This is a genomic window from Rathayibacter sp. AY1G1 (genome assembly GCF_002932095.1).
Lineage (GTDB): Bacteria > Actinomycetota > Actinomycetes > Actinomycetales > Microbacteriaceae > Rathayibacter.
The window spans coordinates 1-20,381 of record NZ_PSUZ01000021.1 but is presented as its reverse complement, the minus strand read 5'-3'; the positions used below and the strand labels follow the sequence as shown (position 1 = coordinate 20,381).

The following is a 20,381-nucleotide window of genomic DNA, read 5'->3' as shown; positions in this document are numbered from 1 at the left end:
CTACGCCTCGGTGGAGGTCTCGTCGGCGGTGTCCTCGACCGGGGCGGCCTTGGCCGGAGCCTCGGACTTCGGCTTGAGGACGGGCTTCTTCTTCGCGTCGACGACGAACGGAGCCTTGGGCTCCTTCACCTGGACCGTGCTGACGGCGTCGGCGTCGCCCTTGAAGCGGCCCCAGTCGCCGGTCAGCTTGAGGATCGCGGCGACCTGCTCGGTCGGCTGCGCGCCGACTCCGAGCCAGTACTGCGCGCGCTCCGAGTCGACCTGGATGAACGAGGGCTGCTCGGTCGGGTGGTACTTGCCGATCTCCTCGATCACGCGGCCGTCGCGCTTGGTGCGCGAGTCGGCGACGACGATGCGGTAGTAGGGCGCCCGGATCTTGCCGAGGCGCTTCAGACGAATCTTGACAGCCACAATTCTCCTGTGTGGTCGTTGACCGGTGTCCGGTCGATGATGGATGAACTGAGCCGTGAGCGTGGGGGCACACCCGGCGGAAGCTCGAGGGGGTTTCGTCGGCGGTGAGTAGAGGGTCGACCGCCTCGGACCCGACGGATCATTCTGCCAGAAAAACCGCCCCGGTGCGGGCCCGGCACGCCGCCGACCAGCGGCACCCTCGCGGGAGCGGGCCGCGCGGGACCCCGAAGGCCGCCGCCGGGGCTCTGCGTCCGCCCCGGCCGCAGGTGGCAGGATGGCGAGGCGCGTCCCGATCGGCGGACGCCCGGATCCGATGAGGACCACGCCATGGAGATCAGCTTCGCCGCATCAGACCGCTCCACGCTCGGGATCGAGTGGGAGGTCGCGATCGTCGACCGGCAGACGGGCGATCTCGCCAACGTCGCCGATGTGGTGCTGGAGGCGCTCCGCAGCGACGACGGCGCCCCGCACGCGCACATCACCGGCGAGCTCCTGCGCAACACGGTCGAGCTGGTCTCCGGCGTGCACTCCTCCGTCCGCGACGCGGTCGCCGACCTGCAGGATCAGCTGCGGCAGGTGCGCGAGATCACCGACCCCATGGGACTCGACCTCGTGTGCTCGGGCACGCACCCGTTCGCGCAGTGGTTCGACCAGGCCATCACGGACAAGGAGCGGTACCACCGCCTGATCGACCGGACCCAGTGGTGGGGCCGGAACATGATGATCTGGGGCATCCACGTGCACGTCGGCATCGAGCACCGCGACAAGGTGCTGCCGATCCTCAACTCCCTGCTCGACTACTACCCGCACCTGCAGGCGCTCTCGGCGTCGAGCCCGTTCTGGGGCGGAGTCGACACGGGCTACGCCTCGAACCGCGCGCTGATGTTCCAGCAGCTGCCGACGGCGGGCCTGCCTCCGCAGTTCGGTGCCTGGGCGAACTACGAGGAGTACGTCGACGACATGATGCGCACCGGCGTCATCGACGACCACACGGAGGTCCGCTGGGACATCCGCCCCTCGCCGCAGTGGGGCACTCTCGAGATGCGCGCGTGCGACGGCCTCTCCTCCGCGGAGGAGATCGGAGCGGTCGCCGCGCTGATCCAGTGCCTCGTCGAGCACCTCTCGTCGCGGCTGGACGCGGGCGAGGACCTTCCGACGATGCAGCCCTGGTACGTGCGCGAGAACAAGTGGCGCGCGGCCCGCTACGGACTCGACGCCGAGATCATCCTCGACGCCGCTGGAGCGGAGCGGCTGGTCACCGACGACATCCGCGACCTGCTCGTCACCCTCGCACCGGTCGCCGAGCGTCTCGACTGCGTGAAGGAGCTCGGCGACGTCGAGCTGATCCTGGTCGCGGGAGCGAGCTATCAGCGCCAGCTGCGGACGGCCGCGGCGAACGACGGCGACCTGAAGGCGGTGGTCCGGGCGCTCGCGGGCGAGCTGCGCGACGGGCTCCGGGATCCCCGCTCATGACGCGTCCCGTCCTCCTCGCCGCAGCCGCGATCGGCGCGCTGGCCCTCGGCCTCGCCGGCTGCTCGTCCTCGACGACGACCGGCCCGGCGACCGCGTCCCCCGCCGGCACCGCCACTCCCCTCCCGACCGTCACCGCCGATCCGCTGCCGCTCTCGATCGGCGGCTCTCTTCCCGTCGGCTCCCGGGTGACGATCGTCGGCGACAGCATCGTGCGCGGTCTGACGGTCGACCCGGAGCAGGCCTGGCCCGCTCTCCTCGGCGACGACCTCGGCTGGGAGGTCACGAACCTGGGCTGCGACGGCGGCGGCTTCATCGAACCGGGCGACTGCGGCGTCGCGATCGGCGACCGCGCGGAGGAGATCGCCGACACCCGGCCCGACGCGATCGTGCTGATCGCCAGCAGCAACGACCTGGGCTGGGATCCGGAGGACGTGGACGCCGCGATCGGGCCGGCGGTGGACGCGATCGTGTCCGCCTCGCCCTCGGCCCGGCTCATCGCGCTCGACTCGGTCTGGGGCCCCGACCCGCGCCCCTCCGATCTCGACGAGTACGACGCGGCGCTGGTCGAGGCCGTGACGGCCGCCGGCGGCGGTGCGCTGGAGTACCCGGACCCCCTCCGCGAGGACGGGCTGCTCGGCGAGGACGGCGTGCATCCCACCGTCGAGGGCCAGCGCGCCCTGGCCGACGCCTTCGAGGTGGCGGCCGAGAAGTCCGGCCTCGCCCGGGCGGTGCCGACCGGCCAGAAGGCGACGGACGCGCCGGCGGCCTGACTCCGACGCGGGGCGCCGCCGTGACGGCGCCCCGCCGGGTCAGCGCGCGGTGCTGTTCCGGCCGTCGCGCCAGCCGAGCAGATCGCGCACGGGCGCGAGGTCGATGTCCGGACCGGTGATGCCGAGCGTGAACAGGCGGGCGCCCAGGTCGTACTGCTGGTCGAGCACGTCGAAGGAGGCGTCGCCGACACCGCCGCGCACGCTCGCGCCGGTCGAGATCTCGATCGCGGCCGGGTCGCGGTCGACGCGGCCGCACCACTCCGAGAGCACACCGAGCTTGCGCTCGAGCGTCGGGACGTCCGAGAAGCTGTGCCAGATGTCGGCGTGCTCGGCGACGATCCGCAGCGTCTTCTTCTCGCCGCCGCCGCCGATCATCACCGGGATGTCGCGGGTGGGCGCCGGGTTGAGCATCGACCACCGGCTGCGGATGCGCGGCATCGCCTCGGAGAGCTCGTCGAGGCGGGAGCCGGGAGTGCCGAACTCGTAGCCGTACTCCTCGTAGTCGCGCTCGAACCAGCCCGAGCCGATGCCGAAGATCAGACGGCCCTCGGCGCCCTTGGCGCTGATGTGGTCGACCGTGCGCGCCATGTCGGCGAGGAGGTCGGGGTTCCGGTAGCTGTTGCAGGTGACCAGCGGGCCGAACTCGATGCGGCTGGTCTGCTCGGCCCAGGCCGCGAGCATGCTCCAGCCCTCGAAGTGCAGGCCGTTCGGCTCTCCCGAGAGCGGGAAGAAGTGGTCCCAGTTGAAGGCGATGTCGACGCCGAGGTCCTCGAGCTCGGCGAGCGTGTCGCGGATGACCTCGTAGGGGACGTGCTGCGGTGCGATCTGGACGCCGATGCGGACGGGGCGCGCGTGTGCGGTTGTCATGCCCTCACGCTAGCGAGCGGTGCGCCTCCCGGGGATCCCCGCTGCGGCCCCCGGAGGGACGGCGCGCTACTCCCCCGCCGGGTCCGGCGACGCCGAGGGCGCCTCGTCGCTCGTGGAGCGGGCGAGCTTGACGACGGTGGCCCCCTCCTCGTCGAACAGGCGGAGCCGTCCGCCGTCGATCGAGGCCATCGCCGCCTCCGAGAAGATCATCGGCAGCGCGACGCCGTCGCAGGCGATCAGCGTGCTCGGCCCGGCCGAGACGGTGAGCGCGCCCGTCTGGTCGATCGACCACTCGCCCTGCGCGCCGTTGCAGCCGTCGGAGCCCGTCCAGGACCCGTCCTCCGCGATCAGGAGGAACGGCACGTCGGGCGCGTCGTAGGAGACGCCCGTCACCCAGCGGCCGACCAGGTCCTCCGGGGAGGGCGCCGTCATCGCGTCGACCCCGGAGCCCTCGGCGCAGCCGGTGAGCCCGAGCACGGCCGCGAGGACGAGGATCCCGCCCGCGCGTCCGGCCGCGACCCGCCTCATCGCCCGAGGAGCTTCTGCAGCTGCTCGAGCTCCTCCGGCGTGGGCTGGGCGCCCTTGCCGGCGCCGCCGCCCAGGCCGAAGCCGGAGCCGCCCGCATCGCCCGGGCGGGGCCCGGAGGTGATCGCCGCGTTCTCGGCCGCGCGCTTGGCGGGGTTGCCGGACTTGCTGCTCTTCTTCTTCTGCGGCTTCGGGCGGCCCTGGTAGCCGGCGCCGGGCACGGGGCCCATGCCGGGGACCGAGGGCATGCCGCCCTTGGCGACCGTCTTCATCATCTTGGCGGCCTGCTCGAAGCGCTGGACGAGCTGGTTGACGTCCGTGACCGTCATGCCGGAGCCGCGGGCGATGCGCAGGCGCCGCGAGCCGTTGAGCAGCTTCGGGTTGACCCGCTCCGCCTTCGTCATCGACTGGATGATCGCCTCGGTGCGCACGATCTCGCGCTCGTCGAACTGGTCGAGCTGCTCTCGCATGCCCTTCGCGCCGGGCAGCATGCCGATCATCTTCTTGATCGAGCCCATGTTGCGCAGCTGCTGCATCTGGCCGAGGAAGTCGTCGAGGGTGAACGTGTCCCCCATGATCTTCTCGGCGATCTTGCGCGCCTCGTCCTCGTCGAACGCGGACTGGGCCTGCTCGATGAGGGTCAGCACGTCGCCGAGGTCGAGGATGCGGCTCGCCATGCGGTCGGGGTGGAACTGCTCGAAGTCGTCGAGCGACTCGCCCGTGGAGGCGAAGAGGATCGGGCGGCCGGTGAGCGAGGCGACCGAGAGCGCCGCGCCTCCGCGGGCGTCGCCGTCGAGCTTGGAGAGGACGACGCCGGTGAAGTCGACTCCCTCCTGGAAGGCCTTGGCGGTCGCGACCGCGTCCTGGCCGATCATCGCGTCGATGACGAACAGGACCTCGTCGGGGTTCGTGACGCGGCGGATGTCGGCGGCCTGCTTCATCATGTCGGCGTCGACGCCGAGGCGTCCGGCCGTGTCGATGATGACCGTGTCGTACTGCTTGTCGGTCGCGAAGCGGATCGCGTTCTGGGCGACCTTGACCGGGTTGCCGACGCCGTTGCCCGGCTCCGGCGCGTAGACCGCGACTCCGGCCTGCTCGCCGACGACCTGCAGCTGCTGCACGGCGTTGGGGCGCTGGAGGTCGGCCGCGACGAGCAGCGGGGTGTGGCCGTCCTTGCCGAGGTACTTGCCGAGCTTGCCCGCGAGGGTCGTCTTGCCCGCGCCCTGGAGGCCGGCGAGCATGATGACGGTCGGCGGGCGCTTGGCGAACTCGAGCCGGCGCGACTGCCCGCCGAGGATCGCGACGAGCTCCTCGTTGACGATCTGGACGACCTGCTGGGCCGGATTGAGCGCCTTGTTGACCTCGTCGCCGAGGGCGCGCTCGCGCACCTTGCCGGTGAACTCCTTCACGACCTCCAGCGCCACGTCGGCGTCGAGGAGGGCCCGCCGGATCTCGCGGACGGTGCCGTCGACGTCCGACGCGGAGAGCTTGCCCTTCGTGCGGAGGTTCTTGAAGGTCTCGACGAGTCGATCGGAGAGGGTGCCGAAAGTAGCCATGATGCCCGGAATTCTACCGGAGGCCCGGAGGGTCGGCGGGCGGGGCCGCCGATCCGCTCACGATAGGCGCGATCACCACGGAGCGGATTAACTGGTCCGGGTCCAAGAACAGGGCTAGGGTGGCCCGGTGATCGAGACACTGGTGGCGGGCGACTCCGCGGACCCCCTGGACTACTCCGACGGCTGGGAGCTGCAGCGCCGCCTGCACGCCGAGGTGGTGGCGGGCTCGAGGCCGGACACCCTCGTGCTCTGCGAGCACTCCTCCGTCTACACCGCCGGCAAGCGCACCGAGGCGCACGAGCGCCCGGACGACGGCTCGCCCGTGGTCGACGTCGACCGCGGAGGGCGGATCACCTGGCACGGTCCGGGCCAGCTCGTCGGCTACCCGATCGTGCGGCTCGGCGAGCCCGTCGACGTGGTCGCCTACGTCCGCTCGCTGGAGGGCGTGCTGATCGCCGCTCTCGACGACCTGGGCGTGCAGGGGCGGCGCGTCGACGGGCGCTCGGGAGTGTGGATCCCGTGGGACGGCGGCGCCGACAAGATCGCCGCGATCGGCATCCGCGTCGCCTCGGGCGTGACGATGCACGGCTTCGCCCTCAACGTCTCGAACAGCCTCGAGCCCTACGCCCGCATCGTCGCCTGCGGCATCGCCGACGCCGGGGTGACCACGCTCGAGCGCGAGCGCGGCGAGGCTCCGCCCATGGAGGCGGTGCGGGCGCGGGTGGCGGCGCGCTTCTCGGAGGCGGCCCCCGCCTTCTCCGCCCGCATCGAGGAGGTCGCCGCGTGAGCGCCGAGGCCGGCGGCCGCAAGCTCCTGCGGCTGGAGATCCGCAACGCCGAGACGCCGATCGAGCGCAAGCCCGAGTGGATCCGCACGAAGGCCTCGATGGGCCCGGAGTACCGGCAGCTGCAGTCGCTGGTGAAGAGCGAGGAGCTGCACACCGTCTGCCAGGAGGCGGGCTGCCCCAACATCTTCGAGTGCTGGGAGGACCGAGAGGCGACCTTCCTCATCGGCGGCGCCCAGTGCACCCGCCGCTGCGACTTCTGCCAGATCGACACCGGGAAGCCCGCGGACTACGACGCGGACGAGCCCCGGCGCGTCGGCGAGTCCGTGGCGCGGATGAACCTCCGCTACGCGACCGTCACCGGAGTCGCCCGCGACGACCTGCCGGACGAGGGCTCCTGGCTCTACGCCGAGACCATCCGCCAGATCCACGCCCAGGCTCCGGGCACGGGGGTCGAGATCCTGGTCCCGGACTTCACCGGCCGCGCCGAGCACCTGCAGCGGGTGTTCGACGCGGAGCCGGAGGTGTTCGCCCACAACGTCGAGACGGTGCCGCGGATCTTCAAGCGCATCCGGCCGGCCTTCCGCTACGAGCGCTCGCTCGACGTGCTCACCCAGGGCCGGGAGGCGGGGCTGATCACGAAGTCGAACCTCATCCTCGGCATGGGCGAGGAGCGGGAGGAGATCTCGCAGGCGCTGCAGGACCTCTACGACGCCGGCACCGACATCGTGACCATCACGCAGTACCTCCGCCCGACGCCGCGGCATCTGCCGGTGGACCGCTGGGTGCACCCGGAGGAGTTCGTGGCGATCAAGGAGGAGGCCGAGGACATCGGCTTCCTCGGCGTCCTCGCGGGGCCCCTGGTCCGCTCCTCCTACCGGGCCGGCCGGCTCTGGGCGCGCTCGATGGAGTCGAAGGGGCTGCCGGTCCCGGAGCACCTGCGCCACCTCGCCGACGCGGCACTGGGCTTCTCGCAGGCCGTGTAGCCCGCCACCGGGACGGCGCCGGCGCGTCGTCCCGGGCGGGGCCGCTCAGCTGACGAGCTGCTGGGCGAAGACGTGGGGGGTGAAGCCGGTGAGGTCGCCGATGCCCTCGCCCTGGCCGACGAGCTTGATCGGGATGCCGGTGCGCTCCTGGACCGCGAGGACGAAGCCGCCCTTCGCGGAGCCGTCGAGCTTGGTGATGACCAGGCCGGTGACGCCCGCGTGCTCGATGAACGCCTCGGCCTGGCTCAGCCCGTTCTGACCGGTCGTCGCGTCGAGCACGAGCAGGATCTCGGAGATCGGGGCCTGCTTCTCGATGACGCGCTTGATCTTCGTGAGCTCGTCCATCAGCCCGCCCTTGGTGTGCAGGCGGCCGGCCGTGTCGATGATGACCATCTCGACGCCGGTGTCCTTCGCGAACTGCACGGTCTGGAAGGCGACGGACGCCGGATCCTGGCGCTCCTGCTGCGGGCGGACGATCTGGGCGTCGGCGCGCTGCGCCCAGGTGGCGAGCTGGTCGACCGCCGCGGCGCGGAAAGTGTCGGCCGCGCCGACCACGACGCTCCGGCCGTAGTTGCGGAGGAACTTGGCGAACTTGCCGATGGTCGTGGTCTTGCCGACGCCGTTCACGCCGACCACGAGGATCACGGCGGGGCGCTCGCTGAGCTTGAGGGTCGTGTCGTACTTCGACAGACGCTCCTCGAGGGACTCGCGGAGCATCCGCTGCAGGTCGCGCGGGTCGGTGGTGGAGTAGCGGGCGACCTTGGCGCGGAGGTCGTCGACGATCTCCTCGGTGATGTCGGGGCCGAAGTCGGCGGTGATCAGCGCCGTCTCGAGGTCGTCCCAGGTCTGGTCGTCGATCGTGCGCTTCTCGAACAGGCCGCGCAGTGCGCGGCCGAGCGACCAGGAGGTGCGTTCTGCCATGGGTCCAGGCTACCGGCGGGCGCGCCTCCGAGCGGTCGGGGAGGCGGGTTCAGGCCGGGGGCGCGGCGACGCGCTGGCCGACGACGGCCGAGACGCCGTCCTGCCGCATCGAGACGCCGTAGAGGGCGTCCGCGATCTCCATGGTCCGCTTCTGGTGGGTGATGACGATCAGCTGGCTCGAGGTGCGCAGGTCCTCGAAGATGCTGAGCAGTCGGCCGAGATTCGCGTCATCGAGGGCGGCCTCCACCTCGTCCATGATGTAGAAGGGGCTCGGCCGCGACTTGAAGATGGCGACCATGAACGCCACGGCCGCGAGCGAGCGCTCCCCTCCGGAGAGGAGCGACAGCCGCTCGATCTTCTTGCCGGCCGGCCGCACCGCGACCTCGATGCCGGTGGTGAGCAGGTTCTCCGGGTCGGTCAGGCGGATGCTGCCGGTGCCGCCGGGGAAGAGGACGGGGAACACGTCCGCGAACGCCGCCTGCGTGTCGTCGAACGCGGAGGCGAACACGGTCTGCATCGTCTCGTCGAGCTCCTCGATGATGGTGAGCAGGTCGCGCCGGGTCCCGGTGAGGTCGGCCAGCTGCTCGGTCAGGAACGCGTGCCGCTGCTCCAGCGCGGCGAACTCCTCCAGCGCGAGCGGATTGACGCGGCCCAGCTGCCCGAGCTGCTTCTCGGCCTTCTCGAGGCGGCGGCGCTGCTCCTCGCGGACGTAGGGCCGCGGCTCCTGCTCCACGTCCGTCTCTTCGGGGACGCCGACTCCGGGACCGTACTCCTCCACCAGCACGTCCTCGGTGAGCCCGAGCTCGGACGCGGCGCGCTCGAGCAGACCGGTGAGCTGCAGCCTCTTCTCGTAGATCTGCAGCTCGAGGCCGTGGACGCTCTCGGTGACGGACTGGAGCCGGTCGCGCACGCTCCCCTCCTCGCGGCGGAGCCCCTGCAGCTCGGCGTTCTGCTGCGAGCGCGCCGCCTCGGCCGCGACGAGCTCGGCCCGGGCCTGCTGGACGGAGCGGTCGACGGAGGCGAGGACGGCGGGGAGCGCGGCGGTCACCTCGGCCGCCGCGTCGCGCTGGCGACGGCGGATCACGGCGCGGCGCGCGGCCTCGTCGGCGGCGGCGCGGTCGGCGGCCAGCTGGCGGGCCAGCGCCTCCCCGCGGGACTGCTCCGCCCGCACCCGCTCCTTGGCGGTCTCGACGCCGAGCCGCGCCTCGATCTCGCGCTCGCGTGCGGTGTCGACGTCGCGCTGCAGACCGTCGCGCGCGCTCGCGTCGAGCACCGGCCGGGGCCTGGCGCGCGCGGCGTCGAGCGCCGACCTCGCCTCCTGGGCCGCGCGCTCGGCGTCGCCGACCCGGTCCGAGGCGACGGCCAGCGCCCTCGAGCCCCGGCCGTGCTCGGCGGTGGCCGCCTCGAGCTGGGCGCGCACGCCGCCGAGCCGCTCGGTGTGGGCGGCACGGGCGGCGTCGTGCTCGCGGAGGGCCGAGAGCGCGCTCGCGGCCTGCTCCTTCGCGCCGCGGAGCGCTCCGGTCTGCTCGGCGAGTTCGAAGCGGAGCCGGTCGATCCCGCCCTCGACCTCCTCCAGCCGGGCGGCGGCGGAGTCGCGCTCGGAGACGAGCTCGATCCGGCTGCGCTGCCCGCCGGAGCCGGCGCTCTGCACGGCGTCGGAGACGGTCGCGCCGTCGCGGGTGACCAGGACGGTGCCCGGATCGATGCGCTCCCTCAGGCGCCGCGCCGCGGCGAGGTCCTCGACCACGAGCACGCGCTCGAGGAGCGAGAGGACCCCGGCCGGCGCCGAGACGAGGTCGCCCGCGCGTTCCGCCCCCTCGGGAACGGTGAGAGCGACGTACGGCCGGGCGGCGTCGGCGACCAGCAGCTCGACGCGTCCGAGGTCGCGCTCCAGCGCGGCGTCCAGAGCCGCGTCGGCCCGGGTGGTCGACTCGACCAGCACGGCGTCGGCGACCGCGCCGAGGGCGGCGGCGATCGCGGCCTCGGAGCCCGGCCGCACCTGGATCCGCTCGGCGACCCGGCCGCGCACCCCCTCGATCCGGGCGGCGATCAGCTCGGCCGAGCCGTCCGAGACGTCGAGGGCCAGCGACAGGGCACCCGTGCGGGCGGCCAGCGCCTCGCGCTCGCGCTCCAGGGCGTGCAGCTCCTCGCGCAGCCGCTCGATTCCGGCCTCGGCGGCCGAGACCGCGGACTGGGCGAGCTCGTAGCCCTCGTCGAGGCCGCCGTCGGGGCCACGGCCCGCGTCGTCCAGCTCGGCCTCCAGAGCGTCGAGCGCCCGCCGCGCCGCCTCCTTCCGCCGGTCGGCCGCGTCGAGGGTGTTCTGCGCGCGCAGGACCTCGCCCCGGACGGACGCGAGACGGGAGGCGGCGGTGTCGGCCTGCCCCGAGAGGGTGGAGAGCTCGAGGTCGTAGCGCGAGACGAGGGCCGCCTGCGCGGCGATCTCCTCGTCGACCGCGTCGAGGGCGGAGCGGGCGGCGACGGTCGTGCGCTGCGCCTGGACCCACGCCGTCTCCGCGTCGAGGACGGCCTGCCGCAGGCGCTCCAACTCGACCCGCGCCTCCTCCACCTGCGCCGGCGTCACGCGCGGCTGGATCTGCGGCTGCTCGGACTCGAGCTCGAGCATCGCGAGCCGCTGCCCGGCGAGGGCCGAGAGGTTGCGCAGCCGCTCCTGCACCGACTCCAGCTCGAACGAGGTGCGCCGGGCGTCGTCGACCGCGTCGCCGACCACCTCCGCCTCGATCCGCGCTCGCCGGAGCGTCGCCTGCTCGAGCCGCTGCTGCAGGACCACCCGCTCGCTGTGCCGCTCGCTCTCGGTGCGGGCGAAGCCGTCCAGAGCGGTCCGGAGCTCGACCACGTCGTCGGCGAGCAGGCGCGCCCGGGCGTCGCGCACCACGGCGGCGATCGTCTGAGCCTGCCGTGCGACCTCGGCCTGGCGCCCGAGGGGCTTGAGCTGGCGCCGGATCTCGCCCGCGAGGTCGGAGAGGCGGGTCAGGTTCGCCTGCATCGCCTCGAGCTTGCGGAGCGTCTTCTCCTTGCGGCGTCGGTGCTTGAGGATCCCGGCGGCCTCCTCGATGAACCCGCGCCGCTCCTCGGGGGTCGCGTGCAGCACGGCGTCGAGCTGTCCCTGCCCCACGATGACGTGCATCTCGCGCCCGAGACCGGAGTCGCTCAGCAGCTCCTGCACGTCGAGCAGCCGGCAGCCGCGTCCGTTGATCGCGTACTCGCTGCCGCCGTTGCGGAAGAGGGTCCGGGTGATCGTCACCTCGGTGTACTCGATCGGCAGGGCGCCGTCCGAGTTGTCGATGGTGAGCGCGACCTCGGCGCGGCCGAGGGGTCCGCGGGTGGAGGTGCCCGCGAAGATGACGTCCTCCATCTTGCCGCCGCGGAGCGTCTTCGCCCCCTGCTCCCCCATCACCCAGGCGAGCGCGTCGACGACGTTGCTCTTGCCCGAGCCGTTGGGGCCGACGACGCAGGTGACCCCCGGCTCGAAGGCGAACGTGGTCGGCTGAGCGAAGGACTTGAACCCCTTGAGGGTCAGGCTCTTCAGGTACACCCGGCCGCCTCGCTCCCGTCCACAACGCCTCCACGGTAGCCGACGGCCGCGGCCGGGCCGGGAGGCGGAGCCCCGACCGGCCGACGGACCGCCGCGATCCCGCACCGGAACAGGCGCAGGAGGCCGCCGCGGGCGCCGGGACGTGCACACTGGGGTGGTGAACCGCACCCCCGACCCGGCGCTCCGGATCCGCGAGCTCGCGATCCCCGAGGCCGTGGGCGCCGACGGCTGGAGAGACTTCCTCGCCCTGACCGCGATCGGCGATGCGGTGGGGACCGCCCCGGACTGCCGGGCCGTCTACACCTGGAACGCCGAGGAGAACCGACCGATGCTCGCCGTGAACGAGGCCGTCGGCTTCACCCCCGTCACCCACGAGGGCCAGTGGAGGAAGGAGCTCTCATGACCCCGCTCGTCGAGCCCGGACCGCCGCTGACCGCCGCCGAGCGCGAGCGGTTCGCCCGGCAGATCCGCCTGGCGCCCCTCGGGGAGCTCGGACAGCGGCGCCTCCGGAACGCGCGCGTGCTGATCCTCGGCGCGGGCGGCATCGGCTCGCCGGTGATCACGGCGCTCGCCGCGGCCGGGATCGGGCGGCTCGGCATCGTGGACGGCGACGTCGTCGAGCTCTCGAACCTGGCGCGGCAGACGGCGCACGACGACTCCTCGGTGGGCCGGTCGAAGGCGGAGTCGGCGGCGGCGACCGCGCGGCGGCTCTCCCCCGGCATCGACGCCCGGGCCTTCCCGGTGTCGCTGACCTCGGCCAACGTCGACGCCCTGGTGGCGGGCTGGGACGTCGTGGTCGACGGCTTCGACACCTTCGGCGCGCGCTACCTCGCCTCGGACGCGACGACGCGCGCCGGGATCCCGCACGTGTGGGGGTCGGCGCTCGGCTTCGACGGGCAGCTCTCGACCTTCTGGGCCGGCGCTCCGGGCGGAGGGGTGACCCTGCGCGCGCTGCACCCCGAGGCCGAGGACGCGGGCGACAGCTGCTCGACGGTGGGCGTGCTGGGCGCGCTCTGCGCGCTGATCGGCTCGGCCATGGCGGCCGAGGTCGTCAAGCTCGTGACCGGGGCGGGCGAGCCGCTGTTCGGTCGCGTCCTCGTGCACGACGCCCTCGACTCCTCCTGGGCCGAGCTCCCACTCGAGCGGCGGGTGCCGCCGGTCCCGGAGCGGCGGGCCGCGGCGGGCTCGATCACGGCGGCCGAGCTGCGGGAGCGGCTGGCCTGGCCGACGCCCCCGACCGTCGTCGACCTCCGCGAGGACGACGAGGACCGGTCCGTCGCGGTGCCCGGTGCCGTGCGGATGCCGATGTCGCGCTTCGACCCCGTCGCTCTGCCGGCCGGTCCGCTCGTGCTGCACTGCGCCTCCGGGGTCCGGTCGCGTCTCGCAGCGGAGCGCGCGGCGGCGGCGGGCGTGGCGTCCGACTCGCTCGACGGCGGGATGGCGTCGTGGCGGGAGCGGTGACCCGCGCCGCGGCCTCGTGCGCCGCGGAACGGGTGGGGTGAGGCGCACCCAGCGCCCTGCCGATCGGCGACCCGGGATGTTCGGTGCTCGCAGCGGAGAGGATCCGTCCTTCTCCGCGGATCAGGGCGGAGCAGTGTCCGAAGCTGAGCGGCGGTGGCGTGCTCGCGGCCACCGTTCCGAGGAGAGCACCCATGCCGACGCCTTCACCGCACTCCGCGCGGCAGGCGGCGCTGCTCGATCCTCCCGACCCGCTCGACCGCGGCGCGGAGGCGTGATGCCCGAGGTCTGGAGTCCCGCCGAGAGGCGGCTGCGTCGGCTCGGCTGGATTCCGCGGCGCCCCCTGCCGCGAGGTGCCGTCTGCGACGCGATCGTCTCGCCGCGCCTCAGCCTCAGCCGCGCCTGGCTGCAGACCGGGGAGTTCGAGGTCCTCCCCCATCCCGGAAGGCTCCGCGTGCTCTTCAGCCTCGACGGGACCGGCCGCCTCTCCGCCCGGGGCCGCGACCACCGGCTCCCGGCCGGCAGCGCTCTCGTGACCCGCGCCTCGACGGTGCAGTACGCGGCGGCGCTCAGTCCGTGGGCGCGCTTCGAGTGGCAGCTGCGCCCCTCGGTGCTCCGCGCGAGCGAGTTCGCCTCGCTCACGGACCGGGTCCTCGCCCTCCCCGAGGCCTACTGGCGCGCACTCACCGGTGCGGCGAACACCGTCCTCACTTTCGGCGTCGAGCCCTCGGACGCGGCCTTCGAGCACTTCGAGATCGCGAGCGAGCACCTCCTGGCCTCGGCCTTCTCGGCGCTGCTGCCCTCCTCCGACCGGGAGGACCGGTCCCCCGCCGCCGTGTACGCGAACGGCACGCGCCTGATCGAGCGGCACTACCGCGACCGCTCCTTCACGGTGGAGACGCTCGCGGAGAGTCTCGGCGTGTCGGTCAGCCACCTGCACCGGGCGTTCTCGGCCGCCGGCACCACCCCTCGTCAGCGGATCGAGCGCGCGCGGGCCTTCGAGGCGCAGCGCCTCCTCGACGAGCTCGGCCCGCGGGCGGCGACGGACCTGGACCGCGTGGCGCGGTCGGCCGGCTTCAGCTCGCGGATCCACATGCAGCGGACCCTCCGCCGGATCGACGACGCGGGCTGACGTGCGCCGCCGCGTCCCCCGCGCCGGACGGGCTCCCGGCGAGGAGGCGCCCTGAGCGGCTCCCCCGGTCCGGCGGCGCGACGGAACGTCCACGGTCGGGCATGGAACCTCGTCGCGGCCCGTTCCGCGTCGACCGGAGGCCGGACGTTCGGCAGGATCGGCGCGTCCACCACCCCTCGCACGAAAGAAAGAAAAGGAACACCATGACGGACACCAACGCCCTGGACCCGACGGCAGCGCACTCGCGCTCCCTCCCACCGCGGATCGACTCGACCGGCGGGGGGCCCGCCCGGCGGACGATCATGTCGGGTGCGGCCTGGTCCGTCCCCGTCGTCGCCGCGGCGGTCGCGACCCCCGCGGCCGCCGCGTCCACCGGCCTCACCCTCGCCTTCGACGCCCCGATGTACTCCTTCCCCGCCTGCACCACGAGAACGGTCTCCGTCCTCGCCACGACCAACGGCGCTCCCGCTGCCGGCGACACGGTCACCATCACTCTCCCCGCCGGCCTGACCAGCGGCGGCGCGCAGACCGTCAGGGCGACGACCGGCGCGGACGGACGCGTGAGCATCCCGGTCACGGCCGGGAACGTGGCGCAGAACGGCATCACCCTCTCCGCCGTCTCCGGCGCCGCGGGCGCGACGGCGACCGCGAGCACCACCGCGACCACGGGGACCGCCGTCCGGTACGTCACCGACGGCGGACGGACGACGACGGAGTCGAACGGCAACGTGCCCTCGGGAGCCAAGACCGTCGGACCCCGGTACTACCTGACGGAGTCGGGCGAGCTCTATCACGGCGGGGGGCGGATCGCGCGCGGCGTCACCAGCGTCGAGGGCTTCCGCGACGAGCAGAACCGCGACGTCGCCGACTTCGTCGTCGACGGCGTCTTCTACCGCTTCGTCACCGGAGAGGCCGCGCCGAAGGCCATCGGGAGCGGCGTGCCGGCCGGATCGACGGTCCATGCGCCCGCCTTCTACGTCACACCGAACGGCGAGCTGCGGCGCGCCGGCGGAGCCCTCGTGACCACCGGAGTGACGAGCGCGGACTCCTTCCGCGACCAGAGCAACAACGACGTCATCGACGTGATCGTCGGCTCGGAGCTCGTCCGCTACATCTCCTCCACGAAGAACCAGGTCTACGCCAGGAACGTTCCGGCAGGATCGACGGCCTTGGCGCCCTCGTACCACCTGACGCCGGACGGGCGCCTCTTCAACAGCAGCATCCTGGTCGCCACCGGGGTGACCAGTGCCGACGCCTACCGCGATCGACAGAACCGTGACGTCGTGGACGTGATCCAGAACGGCGCTCTCGTCCGGTACGGCGCGTTCGCGGACAGGACGCAGCCGCAGATCCGCGTCGCCTCCGGTGTGCCCTCCGACGCCACCATCTTCGCGCCGGACGCCTACGTGACCCGGGACGGCCGGGCCTTCGTCAGCGGCGTGCTGGTCGCCACCGGAGTCTCCTCGGCGTTCGGATTCCTCGACGTGCAGAACCGCAACGTGCTCGACACGATGACCAACGTCCTGTGCCCGTGACGCACGGAATCGGCCGCTGATCCGGTCCTGCCCCGCCGCACGCGGGTCCGAGGGAGGCGTCCCGCGGGTCCCTGTGCGGCGGGACAGGACCAGTCCGTCCTCGGGATGCAGCGTCCTCCAGAAGCGCGGACGCACCTGCTGCGGACCGCCCGGAGCGGACGCACCGGTCCGGTCGAGGACGGCTCGTCACGGAGGGCTCTTCGGGGTCAGCCGCCGGCGAACGGCGGCAGGACGTCGACCGCGGCATCGCGACGCAGCGGCGTGGCCCTGTCCGCGGTCGACACGCCGTCGACCAGGTAGGTGCACCGTGCGAGCACGTCGGCGGCCGAGGGCGCGGAGGCGACGAGTCTCTCCTCGAGAGCGCCCAGGTCGGGCACCTCGTCGAGCTCGTCGGAACCACGGCCGAGGGCGGCTTTAGCCGCCGCGAAGTAGCGAACCCGCATGCTCATCCGCCGATCGCGCTCATCGTGCGCTCGGGCTGCACGAAGCCCGCCCTGTTCATCTCGTGTCCCGCGGGCTTGGCCCACATCGCCCCACGCCAGAGCTGGGCGACCTCGTGGTCGTCCGCGCCCGCGCGCATCGGGCCGAGCAGGTCCGTCTCCTCGTTCGAGAAGAGGCAGCTGCGGACACCGCCCTCGGCGGTGAGCCGGGTGCGGCGGCAGTCGTCGCAGAAGTTCTCGGTGACGGACGCGATGATCCCCACCTGGCCGAGCACCTCGGACCCCCCGGCCTCGCGGACGTCGAAGAGCTCGGCGGGGGCGCCGTCACGGGGGGCCGCGTGCGGGCTGAGCGAGAAGCGCTCCGAGAGCAGCGCCCGGATGTCCGCGGCGGTGATCATGGTCGCGCGGTCCCAGCCGTGGTCGGCGTCGAGCGCCATCTGCTCGATGAAGCGGAGCTGGTGGCCTCCCGCGAGGGCCCAGGCGAGCAGCTCCGGGGCCTCGTGGTCGTTGATCCCGGGCAGGAGCACCGCGTTGATCTTGGTCTGGTCCAGGCCGGCGGGACCGAGCGCGTCGATGCCCGCGAGCACGCGGTCGAGGAACGGGCGACGGGTGACCTTCGCGAAGGTCTCGGCGCAGATCGAGTCGAGCGAGACGTTGACGCGGTTCAGGCCGGCGTCGGCGAGCGCCGCCGCCCGACCCGACAGGCCGATCGCGTTCGTGGTGAGCGAGATCTCGGGGCGCGGGTCGAGGGAGGCGACGTCGCGGATGATGTCGACGAGGTCCTTGCGCAGGAGCGGCTCGCCGCCGGTGAAGCGGATCTGGCGGACGCCGAACTGCTCCACGGCGATGCGCGCGAGGCGGAGGATCTCCTCGCGGCTGAGGAGGGACGCGGGCGGCTGGAACGGCAGGCCCTCCGCCGGCATGCAGTAGGTGCAGCGCAGATTGCACTTGTCCGTCAGCGAGATCCGCAGATCGTCCGCGACGCGCCCGTAGGTGTCCAGGAGGAGCGGGGTGGCGGGGCGGTCGGCCGGGAGGACCGCGCTGCGCTGTCGGGGCCGGAAGCCCGGGATCCCCAGTGCTGTGCTCATCCGCTCACACTACGCCGCGGAACCGGGCGCGACCCGGCAAGATGGACTCGGTCCCGCCGCCGGTCGGGCTCCGCCGCTCGCGAGAGGACACGATGACCTCGATCGACCTGCACGCCGCCCGGGTGCGGGCGCTGCTCGCGCCGCTGGCCACGCGGGGCGCCCGCGAGACGCTGAGCCTGGAGCCGGCCGCCGTCGCCGCCGATCCGGGCGCGTACGACCGGCGGGTCCTCGCCCGCTCCGTCGACTCCCCGCTCGACCTTCCGCGCTTCGACAACTCGCAGATGGACGGCTTCGCGGTGCGGGCGGCCGACCTCGACGCGGCGGCGCCGGAGCATCCCGTCGCCCTGCCCGTCTCGGCGCCGATCCCGGCGGGCGACCGGGCGCCGCGGCACGAGCCCGGCACGGCGACACCGATCATGACCGGCTCGCCGCTGCCGGAGGGAGCCGACGCCGTCGTCCCGGTCGAGCGCGTCGATCCTCCGCGCTTCCCCGCGGCGGGCAGCGTCGCCTTCGCGCATCCGGTGGTGCCGGCGACCTTCGTCCGCGCCCGGGGCAGCGACGCCCGCCGCGGCGAGCTCGCCCTCCCGGCCGGCACGGTCCTCCGCGCGGCCCACTACGGACTCCTCGCCTCCCTCGGGTTGACCGAAGCGGAGGTGCTGCCGCGACTCCGGGTGCTCGTCGTCCCCACCGGCAACGAGATCCGTCCCGCAGGCGCCGTCCTCGAGGAGGCGCAGATCCACGACGCGAACGGCGCCCTGCTGGCCGAGGCCGTCCGCGAAGCGGGCGCGCTGCCCGTCGTCGCCGCCTGCACGAGCGATCGGGCCGAGGACCTCCTGGCGCTGCTCGAGGAGCACGCGGGCGCGGCCGACCTGGTGATCACGGTCGGCGGTGTCAGCGCGGGCGCCTACGAGGTCGTCCGCGACGCGCTCGGCCCGGCGGGCTCGGAGTTCGGCCACGTCGAGATGCAGCCGGGCGGCCCGCAGGGCCTCGGTCTCGTGCGCGTGGCCGAGGGTCTGCACCTGCCGGTCGTCTCGCTTCCCGGGAACCCGGTGAGCGCCCTGGTCTCGTTCGAGGTGTTCCTCCGGCCCGTGCTGCGCTCGCTCGCGGGACGGACGCCCGCCGAGCGGCCGCGGCTCCGTGCGCGCCTCGGCACGGCGCTCGACTCGCCCGCGCACCTGCAGCAGATCCGCCGCGGAGTCCTCGACGACGAGGGCCTCGTGCACCCGGTGGGCGGGCCCGGCTCGCACCTGCTGGCGTCCTACGCCCGCTCCACCGTGCTCATCCACGTCCCCGTCGGGACGGACCACGCAGCGACCGGCGACACGGTCGAGATCTGGAGGATCGATGACTGAGAGCGATCGGCTCACCCATGTGCGCGGCGACGGAGCCGTGCACATGGTCGATGTGAGCGCGAAGGAGGTCACGGCGCGCACCGCCGTCGCCGAGGGCTACGTCGAGACCTCACCCGAGGTGGTGCGGCTCCTCGAGCAGGGCGAGCTGCCCAAGGGCGAAGCGCTCGGCGTGGCGCGGATCGCCGGGATCCTCGGCGCGAAGGCGACCTCTACCCTCATCCCGCTCTGCCACCCGCTGGCGCTGGACGGCGTCGACGTGGACCTCGAGCCGCAGGACGGCCGCGTCCGGATCGAGGCGCGCGTGCGCACGACCGGGCGCACCGGCGTCGAGATGGAGGCGCTGACCGCGGTCAGCGTGGCCGCCCTGACGGTCTACGACATGATCAAGGCGGTCGATCGCGATGCCGCGATCACCGGTATCCGTGTGCTCGCGAAGGCGGGCGGGAGGAGCGGCTCGTGGACGAGCGGAGGAACCCCGTGACGCGGCGGGCGGTGGCGGTCGTCGCCTCCACCCGTGCCGCCTCCGGCGTGTACGAGGACCGGACGGGACCGGCGCTCGAGGCCTGGTTCACCACCCGCGGCTGGGAGTCCCGGGTGGTCGTCGTGGCCGACGGCGACGCGGTGGGCGAGGCGATCGCCGACGCGATCGGCAGCGGAGTCGACGTGGTCGTGACCACCGGCGGGACGGGCGTCGCCCCGAGCGACGTCACCCCGGAGCAGACCGCCCCCCTCCTGGAGCGGCCCCTGCCCGGCCTCGCCGAGGCGGTGCGCGCCAAGGGCGCCGCCCACGTCCCGACCGCCGTGCTCAGCCGCGGGCTCGCCGGCGTCAGCGGCCGCACCGTCGTGGTGAACCTCCCCGGCTCCCCCGGCGGCGTCCGCGACGGGATCGACGTGCTCGACCCGGTGATCGGGCACCTCCTCGATCAGCTCGGAGGCGGCGACCATGCCCGCTGAGCCGGTCGCCCTCGCCCGGCTCGCGGCCGAGGCCATCACCGTCGACGAGTGCGAGCAGGCGGTCGACTCCCCGACGCACGGCGCCGTCGTGACCTTCGCGGGCGTCGTCCGCGACCACGACGAGGGCCGCGGCGTGCTCCGGCTGTCCTACGAGGCGCACCCGGACGCCCCCGCCGCACTCCTCGCCTCCGCCCGCCGCATCGCCGAGCGCTGGCCCGACGTCCGGATCGCCGCCGTGCACCGGGTCGGCGACCTCGTGGTCGGCGACCTCGCCCTCGCCTGCGCCGTGGCCTCAGCCCACCGCGCGGCGGCCTTCGAAGCCTGCGCGGCACTGGTCGACGACATCAAGGCGTCGGTGCCGATCTGGAAGGAGCAGTCCTTCGTCGACGGCAGCTCGGAGTGGGTCGCGAGCCTCGGCTGAATCCCGAGCCCGTCCCTGCCGGGCTCGGCGCAGTCGGCTTTTCGGGGTGGATGCGATTCGCAGAGCGGGGAGCGATCGCCTAGATCGATCCGCTGGCACGCGGATCGATCGTTCGGCTCGGGGGGAGAGCGGAGGGGTGGCGGGTCGACGTCGGG

Annotated in this window: 20 protein-coding genes; 12 read left to right on the top strand and 8 right to left on the bottom strand. The window is 73.5% G+C overall.

Features of this window, described 5'->3' with window-relative positions:
* Positions 1 to 411 (bottom strand): 30S ribosomal protein S16, encoded by a 411-nt coding sequence (rpsP, locus tag C5C36_RS12390; RefSeq protein WP_104223912.1) that lies wholly within the window; start codon positions 409 to 411, stop codon positions 1 to 3.
* Positions 412 to 738: 327 nt separating this feature from the next.
* Between rpsP and C5C36_RS12385 the strand changes: the two genes are divergently transcribed.
* Both C5C36_RS12385 and C5C36_RS12380 read left to right on the top strand, forming a co-directional pair.
* Positions 739 to 1,884, top strand: a complete 1,146-nt coding sequence (locus C5C36_RS12385; protein ID WP_104309825.1) for a glutamate--cysteine ligase — start codon at positions 739 to 741, stop codon at positions 1,882 to 1,884.
* A complete protein-coding gene (locus C5C36_RS12380; protein ID WP_104309824.1) occupies positions 1,881 to 2,654 on the top strand; it encodes an SGNH/GDSL hydrolase family protein in 774 nt (257 codons plus the stop codon). Before C5C36_RS12385 ends, C5C36_RS12380 begins: the two co-directional genes overlap by 4 nt.
* Before the next feature lie 39 nt (positions 2,655 to 2,693).
* On the opposite strand, the gene C5C36_RS12375 is transcribed toward C5C36_RS12380, so the two are convergent.
* The 3 genes from C5C36_RS12375 to ffh all read right to left on the bottom strand — a co-directional run bounded on the left by C5C36_RS12375 (position 2,694) and on the right by ffh (position 5,602).
* Positions 2,694 to 3,521 (bottom strand): LLM class F420-dependent oxidoreductase, encoded by an 828-nt coding sequence (locus tag C5C36_RS12375; protein ID WP_104223915.1) that lies wholly within the window; start codon positions 3,519 to 3,521, stop codon positions 2,694 to 2,696.
* Between the two features lie 66 nt (positions 3,522 to 3,587).
* Positions 3,588 to 4,049 (bottom strand): META domain-containing protein, encoded by a 462-nt coding sequence (locus C5C36_RS12370; protein WP_104309823.1) that lies wholly within the window; start codon positions 4,047 to 4,049, stop codon positions 3,588 to 3,590.
* A complete protein-coding gene (ffh, locus tag C5C36_RS12365) occupies positions 4,046 to 5,602 on the bottom strand; it encodes a signal recognition particle protein (protein ID WP_104226882.1) in 1,557 nt (518 codons plus the stop codon). The genes C5C36_RS12370 and ffh overlap by 4 nt, the downstream gene beginning before the upstream one ends.
* 127 nt (positions 5,603 to 5,729) lie before the next feature.
* Here ffh and lipB point away from each other — a divergent pair, with 127 nt between their 5' ends.
* Together lipB and lipA are read left to right on the top strand one after the other, a co-directional pair.
* Complete coding sequence (gene lipB, locus C5C36_RS12360) at positions 5,730 to 6,389, top strand: lipoyl(octanoyl) transferase LipB (protein WP_104309822.1); 660 nt, start codon at positions 5,730 to 5,732, stop codon at positions 6,387 to 6,389.
* On the top strand, positions 6,386 to 7,372 hold the full coding sequence (lipA, locus tag C5C36_RS12355) for a lipoyl synthase (protein ID WP_104226884.1): 987 nt from the start codon (positions 6,386 to 6,388) through the stop codon (positions 7,370 to 7,372). The genes lipB and lipA overlap by 4 nt, the downstream gene beginning before the upstream one ends.
* A 45-nt stretch (positions 7,373 to 7,417) precedes the next feature.
* Here the strand turns inward: lipA and ftsY are convergent, their stop codons facing one another.
* Together ftsY and smc are read right to left on the bottom strand one after the other, a co-directional pair.
* A complete protein-coding gene (ftsY, locus tag C5C36_RS12350; protein WP_104223920.1) occupies positions 7,418 to 8,293 on the bottom strand; it encodes a signal recognition particle-docking protein FtsY in 876 nt (291 codons plus the stop codon).
* A 49-nt stretch (positions 8,294 to 8,342) separates the two neighbouring features.
* Positions 8,343 to 11,846: a chromosome segregation protein SMC gene (smc, locus tag C5C36_RS12345; protein WP_104309821.1), complete on the bottom strand. Its 3,504-nt coding sequence runs from the start codon at positions 11,844 to 11,846 to the stop codon at positions 8,343 to 8,345.
* Between the two features lie 157 nt (positions 11,847 to 12,003).
* On the opposite strand from smc, the gene C5C36_RS18195 reads away from it, so the two are divergent.
* The 4 genes from C5C36_RS18195 to C5C36_RS12325 all read left to right on the top strand — a co-directional run bounded on the left by C5C36_RS18195 (position 12,004) and on the right by C5C36_RS12325 (position 15,971).
* Positions 12,004 to 12,249 (top strand): hypothetical protein, encoded by a 246-nt coding sequence (locus tag C5C36_RS18195; RefSeq protein WP_181133811.1) that lies wholly within the window; start codon positions 12,004 to 12,006, stop codon positions 12,247 to 12,249.
* Positions 12,246 to 13,307, top strand: coding sequence for a ThiF family adenylyltransferase (locus tag C5C36_RS12335; RefSeq protein ID WP_104309820.1), 1,062 nt, complete (start codon positions 12,246 to 12,248; stop codon positions 13,305 to 13,307). Before C5C36_RS18195 ends, C5C36_RS12335 begins: the two co-directional genes overlap by 4 nt.
* A gap of 274 nt (positions 13,308 to 13,581) precedes the next feature.
* On the top strand, positions 13,582 to 14,436 hold the full coding sequence (locus C5C36_RS12330) for an AraC family transcriptional regulator (RefSeq protein ID WP_104226887.1): 855 nt from the start codon (positions 13,582 to 13,584) through the stop codon (positions 14,434 to 14,436).
* Positions 14,437 to 14,639: 203 nt separating this feature from the next.
* Positions 14,640 to 15,971 (top strand): hypothetical protein, encoded by a 1,332-nt coding sequence (locus C5C36_RS12325; RefSeq protein ID WP_104309819.1) that lies wholly within the window; start codon positions 14,640 to 14,642, stop codon positions 15,969 to 15,971.
* A gap of 206 nt (positions 15,972 to 16,177) precedes the next feature.
* Here the strand turns inward: C5C36_RS12325 and C5C36_RS12320 are convergent, their stop codons facing one another.
* Entirely contained in the window at positions 16,178 to 16,420 is a 243-nt protein-coding gene (locus C5C36_RS12320) for a MoaD/ThiS family protein (RefSeq protein WP_104269056.1), read from the bottom strand.
* Entirely contained in the window at positions 16,417 to 17,499 is a 1,083-nt protein-coding gene (gene moaA / locus C5C36_RS12315; protein ID WP_104226889.1) for a GTP 3',8-cyclase MoaA, read from the bottom strand. Before moaA ends, C5C36_RS12320 begins: the two co-directional genes overlap by 4 nt.
* Positions 17,500 to 17,591: 92 nt before the next feature.
* On the opposite strand from moaA, the gene glp reads away from it, so the two are divergent.
* The 4 genes from glp to C5C36_RS12295 are packed head-to-tail and all read left to right on the top strand — an operon-like array spanning position 17,592 to position 20,226.
* Positions 17,592 to 18,851: a gephyrin-like molybdotransferase Glp gene (gene glp / locus C5C36_RS12310; protein ID WP_104309836.1), complete on the top strand. Its 1,260-nt coding sequence runs from the start codon at positions 17,592 to 17,594 to the stop codon at positions 18,849 to 18,851.
* Positions 18,844 to 19,332, top strand: coding sequence for a cyclic pyranopterin monophosphate synthase MoaC (moaC, locus tag C5C36_RS12305; RefSeq protein ID WP_104309818.1), 489 nt, complete (start codon positions 18,844 to 18,846; stop codon positions 19,330 to 19,332). The genes glp and moaC overlap by 8 nt, the downstream gene beginning before the upstream one ends.
* A complete protein-coding gene (locus tag C5C36_RS12300) occupies positions 19,308 to 19,805 on the top strand; it encodes a molybdenum cofactor biosynthesis protein B (protein ID WP_244229433.1) in 498 nt (165 codons plus the stop codon). Before moaC ends, C5C36_RS12300 begins: the two co-directional genes overlap by 25 nt.
* Complete coding sequence (locus C5C36_RS12295; protein WP_104226891.1) at positions 19,795 to 20,226, top strand: molybdenum cofactor biosynthesis protein MoaE; 432 nt, start codon at positions 19,795 to 19,797, stop codon at positions 20,224 to 20,226. The genes C5C36_RS12300 and C5C36_RS12295 overlap by 11 nt, the downstream gene beginning before the upstream one ends.
* The last annotated feature ends 155 nt before the right edge of the window (positions 20,227 to 20,381 follow it).

Excerpts from the sequence above, each read along its gene's own strand:
- glp (WP_104309836.1), top strand. The coding sequence starts at position 17,592 with ATGACCTCGATCGACCTGCACGCCGCCCGGGTGCGGGCGCTGCTCGCG.
- moaC (WP_104309818.1), top strand. The coding sequence starts at position 18,844 with ATGACTGAGAGCGATCGGCTCACCCATGTGCGCGGCGACGGAGCCGTG.
- moaA (WP_104226889.1), bottom strand. The coding sequence starts at position 17,499 with ATGAGCACAGCACTGGGGATCCCGGGCTTCCGGCCCCGACAGCGCAGC.
- C5C36_RS12320 (WP_104269056.1), bottom strand. The coding sequence starts at position 16,420 with ATGAGCATGCGGGTTCGCTACTTCGCGGCGGCTAAAGCCGCCCTCGGC.
- C5C36_RS12370 (WP_104309823.1), bottom strand. The coding sequence starts at position 4,049 with ATGAGGCGGGTCGCGGCCGGACGCGCGGGCGGGATCCTCGTCCTCGCG.
- ftsY (WP_104223920.1), bottom strand. The coding sequence starts at position 8,293 with ATGGCAGAACGCACCTCCTGGTCGCTCGGCCGCGCACTGCGCGGCCTG.
- C5C36_RS12330 (WP_104226887.1), top strand. The coding sequence starts at position 13,582 with ATGCCCGAGGTCTGGAGTCCCGCCGAGAGGCGGCTGCGTCGGCTCGGC.
- C5C36_RS12375 (WP_104223915.1), bottom strand. The coding sequence starts at position 3,521 with ATGACAACCGCACACGCGCGCCCCGTCCGCATCGGCGTCCAGATCGCA.
- C5C36_RS12380 (WP_104309824.1), top strand. The coding sequence starts at position 1,881 with ATGACGCGTCCCGTCCTCCTCGCCGCAGCCGCGATCGGCGCGCTGGCC.
- C5C36_RS12325 (WP_104309819.1), top strand. The coding sequence starts at position 14,640 with ATGACGGACACCAACGCCCTGGACCCGACGGCAGCGCACTCGCGCTCC.
- C5C36_RS12385 (WP_104309825.1), top strand. The coding sequence starts at position 739 with ATGGAGATCAGCTTCGCCGCATCAGACCGCTCCACGCTCGGGATCGAG.
- C5C36_RS12335 (WP_104309820.1), top strand. The coding sequence starts at position 12,246 with ATGACCCCGCTCGTCGAGCCCGGACCGCCGCTGACCGCCGCCGAGCGC.
- C5C36_RS12295 (WP_104226891.1), top strand. The coding sequence starts at position 19,795 with ATGCCCGCTGAGCCGGTCGCCCTCGCCCGGCTCGCGGCCGAGGCCATC.
- ffh (WP_104226882.1), bottom strand. The coding sequence starts at position 5,602 with ATGGCTACTTTCGGCACCCTCTCCGATCGACTCGTCGAGACCTTCAAG.